At 57.9% G+C, this 17,680-nt stretch carries 10 protein-coding genes; 4 read left to right on the plus strand and 6 right to left on the minus strand.

Annotated features, from left to right (window positions below; all coding sequences use genetic code 11):
• Positions 1-489: 489 nt before the first annotated feature.
• The 4 genes from ACSOSP_RS22995 to ACSOSP_RS23010 all read left to right on the plus strand — a co-directional run bounded on the left by ACSOSP_RS22995 (position 490) and on the right by ACSOSP_RS23010 (position 7,272).
• On the plus strand, positions 490-1,737 hold the full coding sequence (locus tag ACSOSP_RS22995; protein WP_455313643.1) for an ABC transporter substrate-binding protein: 1,248 nt from the start codon (positions 490-492) through the stop codon (positions 1,735-1,737).
• The gene (locus ACSOSP_RS23000; RefSeq protein ID WP_455313218.1) at positions 1,734-4,703 is read left to right on the plus strand and encodes a bifunctional diguanylate cyclase/phosphodiesterase; all 2,970 of its coding nucleotides are present in this window, start codon (positions 1,734-1,736) and stop codon (positions 4,701-4,703) included. Before ACSOSP_RS22995 ends, ACSOSP_RS23000 begins: the two co-directional genes overlap by 4 nt.
• A gap of 699 nt (positions 4,704-5,402) precedes the next feature.
• Positions 5,403-6,575, plus strand: coding sequence for a WD40 repeat domain-containing protein (locus tag ACSOSP_RS23005; RefSeq protein WP_455313219.1), 1,173 nt, complete (start codon positions 5,403-5,405; stop codon positions 6,573-6,575).
• A protein-coding gene (locus tag ACSOSP_RS23010) for an IS5 family transposase (RefSeq protein WP_455313644.1) occupies positions 6,506-7,272 on the plus strand; the annotation gives its coding sequence in 2 pieces (ribosomal slippage) (positions 6,506-6,803 and positions 6,803-7,272; 768 coding nt in all). Before ACSOSP_RS23005 ends, ACSOSP_RS23010 begins: the two co-directional genes overlap by 70 nt.
• A 427-nt stretch (positions 7,273-7,699) precedes the next feature.
• Here ACSOSP_RS23010 and ACSOSP_RS23015 read toward each other — a convergent pair.
• From ACSOSP_RS23015 to adh, 6 genes are all read right to left on the minus strand, one after another.
• On the minus strand, positions 7,700-9,844 hold the full coding sequence (locus tag ACSOSP_RS23015) for a putative bifunctional diguanylate cyclase/phosphodiesterase (protein ID WP_455313220.1): 2,145 nt from the start codon (positions 9,842-9,844) through the stop codon (positions 7,700-7,702).
• 384 nt (positions 9,845-10,228) lie between these two features.
• Positions 10,229-12,031 (minus strand): NAD(P)/FAD-dependent oxidoreductase, encoded by a 1,803-nt coding sequence (locus tag ACSOSP_RS23020; protein ID WP_455313221.1) that lies wholly within the window; start codon positions 12,029-12,031, stop codon positions 10,229-10,231.
• Positions 12,032-12,129: 98 nt separating this feature from the next.
• The gene (locus tag ACSOSP_RS23025) at positions 12,130-13,275 is read right to left on the minus strand and encodes a GAF domain-containing protein (protein ID WP_455313222.1); all 1,146 of its coding nucleotides are present in this window, start codon (positions 13,273-13,275) and stop codon (positions 12,130-12,132) included.
• 172 nt (positions 13,276-13,447) lie between these two features.
• Positions 13,448-15,430, minus strand: coding sequence for a sigma-54-dependent Fis family transcriptional regulator (locus ACSOSP_RS23030; protein WP_455313223.1), 1,983 nt, complete (start codon positions 15,428-15,430; stop codon positions 13,448-13,450).
• A gap of 121 nt (positions 15,431-15,551) precedes the next feature.
• Positions 15,552-15,944 carry a DUF779 domain-containing protein gene (locus tag ACSOSP_RS23035; RefSeq protein WP_455313224.1) on the minus strand — a complete coding sequence of 131 codons (393 nt, stop codon included), beginning with the start codon at positions 15,942-15,944 and terminating at the stop codon, positions 15,552-15,554.
• Positions 15,945-16,018: 74 nt separating this feature from the next.
• Positions 16,019-17,539 carry an aldehyde dehydrogenase gene (adh, locus tag ACSOSP_RS23040; RefSeq protein ID WP_031360062.1) on the minus strand — a complete coding sequence of 507 codons (1,521 nt, stop codon included), beginning with the start codon at positions 17,537-17,539 and terminating at the stop codon, positions 16,019-16,021.
• Positions 17,540-17,680: the final 141 nt, after the last annotated feature.

A 17,680-nucleotide genomic window follows, 5' to 3' on the forward strand; every position in this document is an offset into this window, starting at 1 on the left:
GCAAAACGCGCCACACCTTGCCAGGCTTATGTGCCTTGTGGTGGTTTGATCATCGGCCATGAGACAAGGTGTTTGCGCGGTCCCTATGCACATCAGGACCGCTCAGGAGTCGCTGATGATCAGTGGCGCCATCACGTGCCAGTCTTTCCCTTACACGAGCTTGCAGACACGTATTCGCGTCAGCGGCTACGTGTGATGTCAGAGAAATCCGGGTTCGCGCCAGCTAAAGTATTGACGCCTGTTGCCGATATTCAGACTAAGTACTGCCCCCGTTCAATTCACCTTGTCTTTGCGTTTTACCGCTTCAGAGTCGCCACCGTGGTCATACCATTGGCCGTTTCGCGATGCAGGTTCCGACGGTTAGCTTTCAGAGTGCGCGTAAAGCGCCGACTGAAGCCGGGTCGTTCCATCCCGTAACCAAAAAGTAAACCTCAAGTGCGACGAATTGAGCTTGCCTCCCTGCTATCTGTCTTGTTCAGCGTCATTCTCATGTCGTTGTACGGCTGTCACCAGCAAAACCAGGCCACGTCGAACACGACCCCAACCGCACCGGCCCGGACCACCATCACCGCGTTGATCTGGGCACCGGACTGGCCGGAAGAGATGCTGCAGATTGCCGCCGAGTTCAGCAAGGCCAATCCGGACATACGCGTGAACGTGCAGTTCATGATCGGCAATTCGGTCGAAGAAAATATCAAGCCCCGGATCGCCTCCGGCAACTTGCCGGATCTGCTCAGTGTCAATCCGAACGCCTATGCGGCTGAATTGGCCGATCAAGGCATCCTGGCGGACGTCGGTAACACCGCTGCATGGAACAACATGCTCGATCCTCTCAAGGGCGACTGGACGAGTCGCCGGTCCAAAAGGTTCGGCATCTCCGGCGGAGTGGCGACGACGCTGATTTACTATAACCAGGACATGTTCGCGAAGGCCGGGATCAAGCAGCTGCCGACCAATTTCCAAGAGTTCCTGATGGTTTGCGATAAGCTCAAACGGGCCGGTTTTACACCTATCATGTGGAACGGTGGTTTCCCGAACATGCTCGGCAACGGTCCTTTCAGTTTCGGCTTTGCCAACAATGTGGTGGCACGCGAGCCGGACTGGAAGAAGAAAATCTCTGACGGCACGCTCGATTTGAACACGCCTCAGGTAGCCGATATTTTTGCCAAGATCCTGCTGATCGCGGACCGCGGATATGTACAAGAGGGATTCATGGCGACCGACTATGATCAAGGCATACGCCTGTTCAAGGAAGGCAAGGTTGCGATGGCGTTTCACGGCAGCTGGGCAGCCGGCCTTTTCCTGCATGGCAACCCCTTCGAGGTTGGCGTGTTTATTCCGCCCTGGAACGCGCCTGGCAAGCGGGTGGTGCCTGTGATTGGCAGCGAAACCGGGTTCGCCGTGGGAGAGACACCCAATAAAGCCGCGGCAACGCGCTTTCTCGAGTTCATCGCCGGGAAGGGGTTCGCCATTCTCCAAAGAAAACGCCAGAACATTTCGCCCTTCAAGCAAGTCGACGGAACAATGGTCAGCAATCCAAAGATTGCCGACTACACGAATAGCGTGAGCCGCTATCCCGTGACTTCCAGCCCGTACTATTCGGTTCTACCCTCCAATTCGATCGAGCGGCTGCATCAGTTGATGCAGGATGTGCTGTTCAGGAAGATCACGCCCGGGCAGGCCGCAAAGCTCCTGGATGAATCTGTCAAGAACGAAGCAAAGATGCACTACAAATGAGCTCAATCATGGGTTCACTGCGACGCATTTTCGAGTACCTCTCCCTGGACCTGTTGCGCCGTGTCGAGATTCGTTACCGGCTGATTAGCGCATTCATCCTGCTTTCACTGTTACCCATACTTCTTTCGGGATACTTATCGTATGTCGAATCGACTGCCGCGATCAGGGAGAAGGCGGAGATATTTTCGAAAGAGGTGGTCAAGCAGCTGTCCAAGAACGTCTTGCTGCGGATGGAGCAGGTCGAGACGGAAAGCAGCTTCCTTGTGCTCTCCGATCGGGTTCAAAGTGCGCTGACAAGGGTCGCAAACGGCAGCGCAACTGAGCAGAGCGAGGCGCGCCGGGATATGACCCGGCTGCTCCTGGAGCATTACGGATCGATTGATTTCATCAACCAGAAATATCTGCTCGACAAGAACAACCGGATCATGGACACCCAGGCGTTCGCGCAACTGACGCGGGGTGTGACGCACCTGGTGGAGCAGGCTCCCGGTCACAATGGACATCCCTACTGGGGCAGTTACGACAACGGCGTCGGGCAACAAAACCTGGGGATGGTGCGGGCCATCATCAGCAAGAGCGACAACCAGCAGATCGGCAATCTGGTCCTGGTGGTTCGCCCTGAATATTTCTCCACGATTTTTAATGACGTCGCCTTGGGCAGTGGAACGGAAATCTACGTTCTCGATGCCAGCAGCAACAAGCTCATTGTCCGTGCCGACGACACCTCCACGAATGCAGACGAGACCTCTGGCGAGACGGCCGAACCTGGCCTGATCGATAAAATCACGCACAACCAGCCGTACGGCAAGACGAGCGGTTTCGTCCCCTTCGAGGGCGAACGCCACGCGCGCTACTTTGCTGCGTACTCGCAGATTCCCGGCACGACATGGTTTGTGGTCAGCACTATTCCGGAAGCGAAGTTGACGGCGCAGGCCCAGTCGGTACGCAACCAGATCATCCTGGTCGGCATCCTCGGCTTCCTGCTTTCGATCTTTCTCGCCTACTTCATTTCCCACAGTATCTCGGCGCCGCTGAAGGATCTTGTGCGAAAGATGCACGATACCGGCAACGACGCGGGAGCCCAGGCGGAGGATGGTGCGCAAGCGCTCACCAATGCCGATGGTGAGGACGAACTAGGTAGACTGGAGCAGCGTTTTGAAAGAATGCGCGAGGCGATCAAGCAGAAGATCCAGAAGATCAACGAGATCAACGCCTCCCTTGAGCAGACCGTCATTGAGCGCACCGCGGAACTCGTGACCAAGGAGCACGAGTCGCGCACGTTGATCGAGAATTCTCCGGACACCATTACGCGCTACGACCGCGACCTCCACCGCATTTATGCCAATCCTGCGTTCTGTAGCTCGGCGGGGTGCAGCCTGGGCGAATCGCTCGGCAAGCGACCCTCGGAGATCCCCGGCGGCGCTAACGCGCTGATCTACGAGATGAAAATTCTGGACGTCATTTCAAGCGGCGAAAGTTCGCAGCTCGAACTGAAATGGCTGAGTCTCGACGGACAGGAACAATGCACTCATATCCGCCTGACTCCGGAGATTGACCGCTCGGGCAATGTGAGCTCGGTGCTGGCCGTTGGCCGTGATCTGTCGGACCGGATGGCATTCGAGGCAACGATCTGGAAACAGGCCAATTTCGATGCGCTGACCGATCTTCCGAATCGTCAGATGTTTCATGACCGCCTCGACCACGAAGCCAGATTGTCGCGTCGCTCCGGAAAGCGCATGGCCTTGATGCTGATCGACCTGGATCGCTTCAAGGAGGTCAATGACTCCCTCGGACACGACACAGGGGACATCCTGTTGATCGAGGCCGCGAGGCGCATCACGTCGAGCGTGCGCGAATCGGACACTGTTGCGCGTCTGGGCGGTGACGAATTTACCGTCATTCTGCCCAACCTGGACGACACCGAAAGTATTGACCGGATCGCAAAGACGATCATCGACAACCTCGCCGAACCGTTCAAGCTCGGCCCCGACGAGGCTTTCATATCTGCCAGCGTCGGCGTCACGCTTTACCCCGATGACACCCGCGAACTCGATGTCCTTTTCAAGAATGCCGACCAGGCCATGTATGCGGCCAAAAACGCTGGGCGCAATCGGTTCAGCTACTTCACGCCCGACCTGCAAGTGGCGGCGGAAAAGCGCCGGCGTCTCACGAGTGACCTGCGCGCCGCCCTGCCTGGCAAGCAGTTCCAGATCTATTACCAACCCATCGTTGACCTCGCGACTGGGGACGTCTACAAAGCCGAAGCGCTGATCCGCTGGCTGCACCCCGAGCGCGGCACGATCAGCCCGCTGGACTTCATTCCATTGGCCGAAGACACGGGACTCATCGTCCCGATTGGAGACTGGATGTTCAGGCAGGCCGTGCAACAGGTCCGGCAATGGCGCAGCCGGTTCCATCCGTCGTTCCAGATCAGCGTCAACGTATCACCGGTGCAGATTCGTCAGGACAGCCTGCTGTGTACCCAATGGCCCGACTACCTGATTCAGGAAGGGATGCCGGGGGAGAGCATTGCGGTTGAGATAACCGAGGGACTGTTATTGCATGCCGAATCGAAGATTGACGAGAAACTGCTGAGCTTCCGTGATGCGGGGATCCGGATCTCGATCGACGACTTTGGGACGGGCTACTCATCCCTGGCGTATCTCAGGCGCTTCGACATCGACTACCTCAAGATCGACCGTTCATTCGTGCAGAACCTCGCCTTTGATGAAGACAATCAGGCGCTTTGCGAAGCGATGGTCGTGCTGGCTCACAAAATGGGATTGAAAGTCATTGCCGAAGGGGTGGAGACGGAGGAGCAGCGGGATTTTCTGATCGCCGTGGGATGTGATTTTGCGCAGGGGTTCTTATATTCCGAACCGGTTCCGGCTGATCAATTCGAGGGGCTGGTGTGGCCGGCTATCGAGGAGAGATCGGCCTCCTGTCATTCCTGCGTTACGCCTTAGCGGGAGCGCGCGTTTGGTGAACATGCGAATAGACTTTTGGCATCAATCCGCTTTGGGCGCTTGCTATCGTGCGGGCGGACGGAATTAGTTGGACTGAGCCTCATTGAAAATCAGGGACTTGCCAATTTATTCGGTCGCGCGTTCGATGACGCGGGAGCGAATGAATTGGATTTGGCGGATTTGCGACGCGAATTTGCTGGATTCGCGGGAGGGTGAGATTGGCACACGGTTCGATCGTTGGGAAAGGTTGCGTGCGGCCCAGGGTGTGTCGAAACGCACACCGCTTGGGCTCAGCGCGAAAGGCGGCTCGTCAGAACGCTCTATATCGGCCTCGTGGCACCTCGGGAGGGGTAAAGCGACCCCCTCAAACTTAGTGATTTTGAGTTTTGACGCGGCCTCGGCCACCACCGTTCATTCGACATAGCCGCCCGGATCGCTGACAATTTGTATCAACTCGCCGGGGATCGAGGTGAGGCCACGGAACTGAACATTCGACGGGATACTCCGCACATGCGCATATTCATGAAGGCCGTAATTGCTTCAGCGTCGCTGGCATGCCTCGGAAGTTACGGCAAACATGACGCGGCAATCGACAGTTGTTACGCCGTTGAAACCGACTGGCTTGCGGGCTTTCGACTACGACTGATTAAATTCAACATATAGTAAGGTTCGATTTTGAGGGGCGCCCTAGTAGCTGCCATGTTGGTCGTCGCATCGATTGGATTCAATTATGTCCCTGCACGCGCACGCGATCTAAATCAGCCGATGACGGCTCCGAGTGTGGAGCGTACATCTGCGATCCGTTTGCCTAACGAATCCAATGCATCGGTGTCTCGGATAGTCTTCAGCCCCGATGGGCGTTATCTTGCCGTTCTCGTTGACAATGCGTTCCGCAGAGTTTCAGACATTATCGTTTGGGATCTGAAGTTAGATCAGGAGCAATCCCGAATCGAGAATTTGCCAATATACGCTTTTCCGTATATTAAAATATCTTGGAGTCCGAACGGCCGCTACATAAGCCTCGGGATGGGAGGTCAGGGTTGGCCGATGAAATTGTGGAATCCGTTGACGGGCGCTGTTGAGAAAGAGCTCGATGTCAAGAGCGCGATACCATCCGTATATAGCAGGGATGGAAGCAAGCTGTTGGTTAATACCACGCCTATTGTTTACCTGAATCCTGTCGAAGGCAGTTACAGAGTCTACGACACACGGTCGTGGAATTTTCGTGACTACAACGCTGACGGGTTGATGGTTCAAACATTGGCGTGGACCTCGGATCAAAAGGTAATCCTAGCCGGTGTCTGGCCCAAGTGGAGTGTGGGTCGATCGATAGACGGGGTCACCCCACAGATGTCCGATGTTTTGGTCCGTCGGGTTGATCCCGATGGCATTGAAAATTCCCGGACCGTCATCGTGGGGCATGGCATCGCCATGGCAGGAAGGCCGGACGTAATTCTGGCTGGGCCGGTATCGTGCGCAACGTCGACGACGGACTCTTCAGGTGACATGCTTGCTTTGGGTTCGGGGCACATCATGGTGCTGAACACCAAGACCCTGAGTACTGTATTTTTTTATGCTCCATCCGAAAGCGACTCAATCCGCGAAGCGTTGCCTGACGGAGCTTTGGGAGCTAACGTCGCCTTTAGTCACGATGGAAAGTTCTTAGAGGTGGTTTCAAAAAGACATTGCGGGGCTGTTAACTTTCTCGACATGCTGTTAACCTTGGCCATCGTGACGACGAGGCCAAGGGGATGGACAAGCCGATCATTGACGACGAATTATGGAAACGAATCGAACCGTTACTGCCACAGCCGAAGGCTCGACGCGAGAAGTATCCAGGTCGCAAGCCGGTACCCGATCGCGCGGCATTGAGCGGCATTGTGTTTGTATTACGCACAGGGCTACGTTGGCGCGATCTACCCGCCGAAATGGGTTGCGGCTCCGGGGTGACCTGTTGGCGCCGCTTACGCGACTGGCAAGAAGTAGGCGTGTGGGATCGATTGCACGAACTGCTGCTCTCGGAGTTACGCGCGGCTGGACAGATCGACTTGTCGCGGGTGGTTGTCGATTCGTCTTCCGTGCGCGCTATTGGGGCGGGCCAAAAACTGGGCCGAACCCCGTAGATCGTGCGCGGCCCGGCTCTAAGCACCATGTCGCTACTGACGCAAACGGGGTGCCGCTCTCGATTATCTTGACCGGTGCCAATCGCCATGACGTCACACAATTGTTGCCGCTGATCGACGCGATTCCAGTCATCCGTGGCATTCGCGGCCGTCCTTTGCAAAAACCCCAAGTCGTCTATGCTGACCGCGGATACGACTCCGAAGCACACCGACGGAGATTGCGCGAACGGGGTATTAAACCTGTACTCGCCAAGCGCCGCACTGAGCACGGCAGCGGACTCGGAAAGTATCGATGGGTAGTCGAACGTACGCATGCTTGGTTCCATAATTTCCATCGTCTGCGAATCCGCTACGAGCGACTCGCCAAGATCCATGAAGCCTTCTTGAAGTTCGCTGCTTGTCTGATCTGCTGGAATACTCTTCAGCGATCTATTTCGGCTTTTTGAAACCACCTCTTATTTCTGGGCGGTCAAGGCACGGAAAAAAGTCTGATTATCGAAGCATTGACCGGGGCGGAGGTGGGTACGTTTTCTTCCGGTCGTCGTGGTATCGCCGTTAGCCCAGATGGAAAAACGTTAGCGCAAGGTAACGGCAATTCCGTGTATGTGCTGACCTTGAAAAACTCAGAATGATGCGGATTCTAGTCATCTGAGCTTCCTCAATGAACGACTCCTGCTGAGAAAGACGATGGTCGCTCAGGGGTCGTAAAGTACCGGTCGCCTTCTCAAAACGAACGCCCCACTGCTACGGCATTTGTTGACTGTCGCTGCCGATTCCGGGCAGTCCAAGCAATTCCGTGCTTTCGAGTCTAACGAACCGCGCGTTAGTCCAACTAATTCCGTTTGCCAACAATAGCGGCCAGAACTCCGCCAATCAACCCGCGTGTCCTTCAACCGGCGCCAACAGCACATCAACCTCACTGACGCAGCGCCCTAGCGCTGCCCCTTGCAGGACACCATCTGACAACAGCACGTCGATCAAATCATCTGCCGACATCGGATGACCAAGCAGGAAACCTTGCAGGGAATCGCAGCCAAGACGAGTCAGGAATTCTTGCTGTGCCCGTGTCTCCACCCCCTCCGCGACGATCTTCAAATTGAGCGTCTGGCCCAGCGCCACGATGGCCGACACAATCGCTGCGTCCTCCGTGTCGCGTGCCAGGTCACGTATAAACCCGCGGTCGATTTTCAGCTCGCTTGCCGGTAGCCGCTTCAGATACAGGAGACTTGAATAGCCGGTGCCGAAATCGTCGATGGAAATACGCACGCCCATATCGTGCAGTTGCTCCAGGATTCGCAGGCTTGCATCGACATCGTGCATCGCCGTGGACTCGGTGATCTCGAGCATCAGGCAGCTAGGTTTCAGCACGTGGCGCTCCAAGGTCTCCCGCACGGTTCGAATCAGACTCGCATGCGTGAATTGCAATGCCGACAGGTTGACCGCCATGGTCAGGTCGTGGTGGCCTGCGTTGCGCAACACCGCAATTTGCCGGCAGGCCTCATCAAGAATCCATTCGCCAATTGACACGATCAAGCCGGTTTTCTCCGCCAAGGGGATGAACTCGTCCGGCGATATCAACCCGCGAGTGGGATGCCGCCAACGCACCAGCGCTTCCACGCCAATGACCGGCCCGTGAGGCGCCACGAACTTGGGTTGATATTGCAAGATCAGTTGCTTCCGATCCACCGCCGCGCGCAGATCTTGCACAAGCTGCAATTGCTCATGCACATTGGCGTTCATGGAGGCTTCGAAGAAGCAGTAGGTATTTCGTCCTAGCGCCTTAGCGTGATACATCGCGGCATCCGCATTGATCAGCAGGTCCTCCTGATCAAAACCATTGCCGGGATACATCGCGATACCAAGGCTGGTCGACACGCGCAACTCGCGGCCGGCAAGCTGAAACGGCTCTCGCATGGCGGTCACTATCTTGTCGGCGAGGGTCGCCGCATCTGCCGGTTCGGCAACCTCCGCGAGCAGCACGAATTCATCTCCCCCCACACGGGCGATCGTGTCCTGTGCGCGAACGTTCACCCCGATGCGTTGCGCGACATCGACCAGCAACAGATCGCCGAGATGATGGCCGTAGGCGTCATTGACCGCTTTGAACCCGTCCAGGTCCATGAACATCAGGGCGAAGCGGCCGTGCTCGCGATCAGCACTCTGGATCGCCCTGCCGAGCCGGTCTTCCAGCAGCATGCGGTTGGGCAGCTTGGTGAGGGCGTCATGCAATGCCAGGTAGGTCAATTCCTGGTTGGCCTTAGCGAGTGAGACCGCCAATACGGCGGTGCGTGCCTCCAGCCGAAGGTCAAGAACTGAAATCACCAGTGCGATGGTGAGTACAGACAGCGTGACGACAATGATCACAAGCGCCAGCCATCCGGCGCTCACCCCTTCACGCACGGCGCCGCACACGCTCCCAAGCGGAAACTGCGCTGCAGCCATGCCGGTATAGTGCATCGCGACAATCGCAAGGCCCATCACCACCGCTGCTCCTGCGCGCATTGGCCGAACCGCGGGTGAATGGCGGCGCAGGTGGAATGCAATCCATAGCGCCGCGCCAGACGCAAGAATCGCGATGATCACCGACAGGATAAAAAGGGACGGGATGTAGCGGATTCCGGGCGTCATGCGCAACGCGGCCATGCCCGTATAGTGCATACCCGTGACCCCGGCGCCGAGCAATACAGCGCCACCGATCAATCGCGGCAAGGGCAATTCGTTCTGGCCCACGAGCCATAGCGCGAACGCCGACGACGCAATGGCGATCAGAAGCGAAAGAACGGTGATCGTCGGGTCATAACCGAGCGAAATCGGCAAGCTGAAGGCCAGCATGCCGACAAAGTGCATCGACCAGATGCCCGTGCCCATGGCGCATGCGCCGCCTGCCAGCCACCCAAAGGCTGCCCGTCCCTGTGAGGTTGAAATGCGGCCCGCCATGTCCAACGCGGTATACGAGGCCAGAATCGCAACGAGCAGCGAGAACAAGACGAGCAAACTATTGTAGCTACCAGCAAGCATGGGGTATTCCATAATATGTGATCCGAACTGCGTGGATCTCTCTCGCGGCATTCGCGCACGACAGCGTGAGCATCAAATGATTGTCGAGCGTTAGCCTCTTATATAAAAACAAATGTCCGAAGCACGGAAAAGAAGCGGCCATGAGAGTCGGCCCAATGTGGGAAAGTCGAACTCTCGGCAACGGCTCACGCTCTATCTATATCGACTCGCTGCACGAAAACTTGAAAGAATCGAGCGCCGGTCGCCTCTCATCCCGGGTGGATCTGCTGCGGGTGATTGTGAGAGCGCCCCCAAAACACACGTGCCCGGCAGCAATCGATAGAGAATCGACCACTGCCGGGCACGGCTGACACTCCGTTGCAAAGCGTCAGTTACAACCTGCCATCAAGACAAATGATGCACCTCTTGCAAGCCGAACACCGGCGTTGGAATCCCCTCCATCCGCGCCTTGAGTTGCAACGATAAATACTGCGAATAGTGCCGCGACTGATGCAAATTACCACCGTGGAACCACAGCGCCTGCTGCTGCGTAGGTTTCCACATGTTCCGTTGCTCACCTTCCCACGGCCCCGGGTCCTTGGTCGTATTGGATCCCAATCCCCACACCTTGCCTACCTTATCCGCCACCTCACGCGATATAAGATCTGCCGCCCAGCCGTTCATCGACCCATAACCCGTCGCGTACACAACCAGATCCGCTTCAAGTTCGCTGCCGTCGCTGAGCACGACCGAATGCTCTTTCAACTCGACCACGTCCACGCCGCTCTTCAGCTTGATCTTGCCGTCCGCGACAAGATCCGACGCGCCCACGTCAATGTAATAGCCAGATCCGCGCCGCAGGTATTTCATGAAGAGGCCCGAGTCGTCATCGCCGAAATCGAGCATGAAACCCCGCTTCTCCAGCCGGTCGTAAAACTCCGCGTCACGCTCCCTGATCGCTTTATAAACCGGGATCTGGAACTCGTGCAGGATCTTGTACGGTACCGATGCAAACGTCAGGTCGGCCTTCATCGTGGTCATGCCCGCCGCTACCGCGCGCTCAGAGTAAAGATCGCCCAGCGCCAGGTCCATCAGCGAGTCCGACTTCACTATGTGCGTGGACGAACGCTGCACCATGGTCACATCCACGCCCGCTTCCCATAGCGCGCCGCAAATATCGTGCGCCGAATTATTCGCGCCGATCACGACAACCTTCTTGCCCTTGTAAGCATCCGGTCCCGGATGTTTCGACGAATGATGCTGCTCGCCCTTGAATACATCCATGCCCTTGAACTTCGGCGTATTTGCCTTGCCCGACATGCCCGTGGCGAGCACAAGCTGCTTCGGCCGAAGGGTCAGCTTTTCGCCGCCGCGTTCGACTTCCACGATCCATTCGCCCGCAGCCTCATCGTATTTCGCGGACGTGCACGTGGTCGATCCCCAGTAGTTCAGCTCCATCACCTTGGTGTACATCTCGAGCCAGTCGCCAATCTTGTCCTTCGGCGAAAACACCGGCCAGTTGTCGGGGAACGGCAGGTACGGCATGTGGTCGTACCAGACAGGATCGTGCAGGCACAGGGTCTTGTAGCGAGCGCGCCATTGGTCGCCGGGCCGCTCGTTCTTATCGACAATGATGGCTGGCACACCCAGTTGCCGCAGCCGCGCGCCTAACGCTATGCCGCCCTGTCCGCCGCCGACGATCAGGCAATACGGCTGCTTCTCATAACCCAGCTTCTGCAATTCAGCCTCGCGATTCTCCTTCCAGCTGGTGCGGTCGGTACGCGCGCCGTGTTCGGCGCCCATCGGCCGCTTGATGCCTTTTGGTTCTTCGTGGCCCTTGAGTTCGGTCATGGTCGTGAGCAGCGTCCAGATCTGCCCGTCCTTCACGCGGATAAAACCCGTGCCGCGCGCAACGCCGGTCTCGAACGTGATCCAGGCTTGCGTCACGCCGTCCGCTTCGGTCGCCGTTTCGTTATCGGCAATCCTCAGCCTGGAAGGCTTGACCGTGTCCAGCTGCGAATCCAGCATCGCGGCAATCTGCTCGCGGCCTTCCATCGTCTTGATGTTCCAGGTGAACGCGACCAGGTCGCGCCAATAACCATCGGGCTGGAATAGCGCAACGGCCGCCGCTGTGTCGCCGCTTTTAAGCGCGGCTTCGAATGTCTCCAGGATATGGGTAATGGTTTGGTTCGGATTCTGCTCAGACATGGTCGTTCCTCCATGAGATACGGATCACTAAGTATCGATTGGTATCGATTAAAAAAAACGGGTTCTGTGCCCGCTAAAATGAAAACGCTTATTTAGTGCTAGCGCCTGTGCGGCGCCACTATTCCAAACTTCGCTATGCGCCGGTACAACGTCGCCCGCGATAAGCCCAGTGTCTGCGCCGCCATGGCGGGCCGCCATTTGGCGTCGGTCAACGCAGCGAGTATGCGGGTTCGCTCCAGTGCTTCACCCTCAGACAACGCGGGTTGCGTTGCAGGTTTAGCGGCTTCGCTTGGCGCAGGCGCCGGGCTTCGGGAAGCGCGCACGACAGGCGGCCTGACACGCGCATGCAGCGGGGAACCCGAGCCCACCAACCTGAAGGAGATGAGATCGCGGCCAGGACGTGCATCGAGCAGGCGCTCGGCGCGGATATCGAAGAGTTCGGAGACGTGGCGCGGCAACTTGTCCAGTCCCGGAACACATTCCTTCGCGCGCCGGTTGGCCGCGATCGCGTAACCGCGTGCATCGAAGGCGATGAGTATTTCCGGCTGCGCCTCGACGTAATGCCGGCTGCGATGCGCGAGCAAGACCCAGCAATGCGTGGTTGCATTGAGGAAGAAACCGTCCTCGATCAGCAGCGCGCTTTGCCTCACGATATGGTTGACGAGGCGCTGGCTCTCGCGCTCTTCGGGTGAGCGCACCGCGGACGCATCCAGCACGCCGATCAACTCGCCTTGCACGCCGAAGATAGGCGATGCGCTACACGTCAGCGTGGTGAATGCCGCACGAAAATGGTCGGTCTTGTGGACGGTGATCGCCTCAGCGTCGAGCAGCACTGAAGCAACGCCGCATGTCCCCTCTTCCCGTTCGGACCAGCATGAACCGGGATACAAACCCGCTCGCTTGAATTCGTGACGGCGATCGCGATCGACCCGGTAGTCGATGGTCACGCCCTCTGCATCGGTCAGCATCACGCAGTAGTCGGCTTCGCGTACGGTTTCATGCAGCCGCGAAAGACATTCCCCCGATGCACGCAGCACGGTTTCCTGGCGTTGCTGGACATCGCGTAATTCGGGAACGGTCAGGATGCGCGGACCGATAGTCGCGCCTGGATCGAGATGATATTGCTCCAGCGAGCGTCTATACGACGACGCCAGCCGCGACGCATCAGCACCGGGGCTGCTCGTGCGGCCTTCTATCACGTTGCGCACGCGGTCGATGTGTCTGGTCTGCGAAACATACGGCATGAAGAGCCTCCGGCAGATTCGGTGCGCTCGCGCTATTCACAACACGCTGCAACCCGAAAACTTAAACGCATGGTGACGTTTTAGCATGCGTGTTCCGGGAGATCACACCGCAGTGCACCATCGAAGTTGATGAGACATTTGTCTCACTCATTTGTCTCAATCAACAGCGAGGTTATCGACGCCGCGTTTCGTCGAGCGCAGCCATCTTCCGGTAGAGCGTGTTACGCGATACGCCCAGCATTCGCGCGGCCGCCGAGATGTTGCCGGCGTGTGTCTCGAGCGCCGCGGCGACGGCCGACAAAGCGAGATCGTCCAGGCGCGCGCTGTCTTTCCTGGACGGCGACGTGATCGCTTGAATGTTCTTCGCGTCGCGTTCGTCATCGAAGAAATCTTGCGGCAGATGGCCCAGGTCTATGCACGTCTCATCGTCGTCGAGCATCGCACACGCGGTCCTCAGCACGTTCGCCAGTTGCCGGAAATTTCCTGGCCACGGGTGGCGGGTGAACGCCGCCAGCACCTCGGGTGTAACCCTGATGGGCGCACCGGTCGCGCGCTCGGCGCGCAGGATCTTTTCGACGGTCACGGCTAGATCGGTACGCTCGCGCAATGGCGGCAACGTCACCAGCAGACCGTTGATCCGATAGTAGAGATCCTCGCGGAATTCGCCGGCGGTGACGCGCTCGCGCAGATTGCGATTGGTCGCGCAGATCAGCGCGAAATCAACCGGCACGGCGCGCGTGCTACCGAGCGGCGTCACCGTGCGCTCCTGCAGTACACGCAGCAAACGGCTTTGCAATGAGAACGGCATATCGCCGATTTCATCAAGGAACAAGGTGCCGCCGTCGGCTTGCAGGATCTTGCCGCAAGCGCCGCGTTTGGACGCGCCGGTGAACGCGCCTTCTTCGTAGCCGAACAACTCCGCTTCGATCAGCGTGTCCGGGATCGATGCACAATTCACCGCAACGAACGGCCCGTCGCTACGCGGCGAGTCACGATGAACCGCGCTCGCCAGGACATCTTTGCCGGTACCTGTCTCGCCGCCGATCAGGATCGGAATATTTTTACCGATTACCTTGCGCACGCGTTCTACAAGCGCTGCAACCTGGGCGTCGCCGGTCATCAGGTAACGCAAGCCGGAGAGCTTGGGCTGCGGTTCGGATACGCGTTTGCGAGCCACGACATCGGTGACATCGTGGGTGTCCGTCGAGAGTGCGACGGCGGTCGAACGCCTCAGGTCGGCGTAAGCAAATACGTTTACGCCGCTGTGCAGGCAAAGCGAAATCGTGCGCTCGACAGGCGTTCCCGCGCCGCTGCGCATCCGGTCGAACAACTCGCCGCACGAGACGTTGAACAACGACGACAGCGTATGCGCGCGCAACGATGCAAGCGGCAAGCCGAACTGAAATTGCGCGCTGCGATTAGCCGATAGAAAACGCCCATCTGCCCTGAACGCAGCAATGCCTTCCATCAACGTGCCGATAAACTCCGGACGCCCGTGAAAATGAATTCGCAATGCTTCAGGAAAGGCGCTGGTGAACAAATGGTTCTCGATCATCTGCGCGGACATCTTGGCAAGCGCCATGGTGTGACGGCTGTGACCTCGGCAATCGCCGGTGACATCAAGCACGCCGAGCAGTTCTCCGAATGGATCAAGAATGGGCACGCTGGAACACGCAAGGAAGCGGTTCACGCGCAGGTAATGCTGGTCGCCGAGCACCATGGTGGCGTCGCGTGAGGCGATGGCCGTGCCTATTGCATTGGTGCCTTGCTGCTGTTCGCTCCATAGGGCGCCCGGACGCAATGCAACACGGTCGGCACGGGCGAGGAAATCATCGTCGCCTAGCGAATGCAGGATCAGCCCTTCAGAGTCGGTCAGTACGACCATGCTATGCGTGTTGGCGATCTGCCCGTAGAGCGTTTCTATGACGGGCAGCGCATGCGTGGAGAGCGCGCGGTTCTGCTCGCGCTTGAGCCGGAGATCGGCTTCACCGAGTACGCCATAGTCGGGCCGCATGGTGTCCGACAGGCCGAAGCTGCGGGAGCGTTCGTGCGATTGCCTGATGATATCCAGCCCTTCCATGTGGCCGGCGTGATCGCTGGCCAGCAACGCGGATCGGCTTGATCCGCTTGAACGGTCGATTGAAACCGGGTTCATAAGCAATGTCTCCTCCGCCAGCATTCGCGGAGGGAGCCGGTCGCATAGCTCCGCCCGTCGCGTGGTCGATCGAGACAATGTACCACTGCTACAGGGTTTAACTATGCGTTTAACCCCGCCTTCACCCTGTCACACGCTCCACCGGATGGCGTTCGAGCCAGGCAGATTCGGTGTCGTCGAAAAGACGTGATCGCGTCAGGAAACGCAACCCGCTGGGGCGTTCCAGCGAAAACATGCCGCCATTACCCGGCACGCAATCGATGACCAACTGCGTGTGCTGCCAGTATTCGAATTGCGATTCGCTCATGTAGAACGGCACGCCGCCTATCTCGCCGAGCTTGACGTCGGACGAACCGACCATGAATTCGGCGACGGGGAAACACATGGGCGCGCTGCCGTCGCAGCAACCACCCGACTGATGGAACAACACCTGCCCGTGTTCGGCCTTCAGCTTATCGATGAGCTCGATTGCCGCCGGCGTTGCGATCACGCGCGAAATTTCTTCTTCGGTCATAAGGGTTTCCACTTAATGCGCAACATGACGAGCCGCAAAAGCGGCTCGCCGTTTCGATCAAATGACCGCTTCGATCAGAAGAAACCGAGCGGCTTCTGGCTATAGCTCACCAACAGGTTTTTCGTCTGCTGATAGTGGTCGAGCATCATCTTGTGATTCTCCCGGCCAATACCCGATTGCTTGTAACCGCCGAACGCAGCATGCGCCGGATACGCGTGATAACAGTTGGTCCACACACGCCCGGCCTGGATGTCACGGCCGAAACGATAAGCTCGCGTGCCATCGCGGGTCCACACGCCGGCGCCGAGGCCATACAGCGTGTCATTGGCGATTTCCAGCGCCTCTGCTTCATTCTTGAACGTCGTTACAGACAGCACCGGCCCGAAGATTTCTTCCTGGAAGATGCGCATCTTGTTGTGACCGCGGAAGACGGTCGGCTTGATGTAATAGCCATTCTTCAGCTCGCCGTCGAGCGCATTGCGTTCGCCGCCGATCAGGCATTCAGCGCCCTCTTGCTTACCGAGATCGATATATGACAGGATTTTTTCAAGCTGCTCCTGCGAGGCTTGCGCACCGATCATCGTCTTCGAGTCGAGCGGATGTCCCTGGCTGATCGCCGCTACGCGCTTGAGCGCGCGTTCCATGAAGCGGTCATAGATGCTCTCTTCGACCAACGCCCGCGACGGGCACGTGCACACTTCGCCCTGGTTCAGCGCGAACATGGCGAAACCTTCCAGGGCCTTGTCGAAGTAGCTGTCGTCGGCATTCATGACATCGGCGAAGAAAATGTTCGGGCTCTTGCCGCCAAGCTCGAGCGTCACCGGAATCAGGTTCTGGCTCGCGTACTGCATGATCAGGCGGCCGGTCGTCGTCTCGCCGGTGAAGGCAATTTTGGCAATCCGTTTGTTCGACGCCAACGGCTTGCCTGCCTCCAGCCCAAAGCCGTTGACCACGTTCAGCACGCCCGCCGGCAACAGATCTTCGATCAATTCGAGCAGCACGAGTATTGAAGCGGGCGTTTGTTCAGCGGGCTTGAGCACGACGCAATTGCCGGCGGCTAGCGCAGGCGCCAGTTTCCACACCGCCATCAGGATCGGGAAGTTCCACGGAATGATCTGCCCCACGACACCTAGCGGCTCGTGAAAGTGGTACGCGACCGTGTCTTCATCGATCTGTGAAATCGAGCCTTCCTGAGCCCGCACGCAACCCGCGAAATAGCGGAAATGATCGATCGCGAGCGGGATATCGGCGGCCATGGTTTCGCGTAGCGGCTTGCCGTTATCGATGGTTTCCGCCACCGCGATACGCGTCAGGTTCGCCTCCATCCGGTCGGCGATCTTGTTCAGGATGTTCGCTCGCTCGGCGGGCGACGTCTTGCCCCAAGCAGTCTTGGCTTTGTGCGCTGCATCGAGCGCGAGTTCGACATCGGCTTCGCGCGAGCGCGGAATCGATGTGAACGCTTCGCCCGTGATCGGCGAAATATTATCGAAATACTCACCACCTACAGGCTTGACCCATTGACCACCGATGAAATTGCCATACTGCTTCTTGTACGGGAAATCGGTGTTCAAAAATTGCATCTCGGCGTGATTCATGTGCGTGCTCCTCGCATGTCGGTGAGAATGACCGCCGCGGCTATGATTGCCGCGACCGGTGGGAACATGCTTGCGAGATGTGTGCCAACGGGCGTCTTCCAGATGGGCATGGGCTGTGCGGGCTTTCCGCTTGTGCATGAA

This window comes from Caballeronia sp. KNU42, from assembly GCF_053760385.1.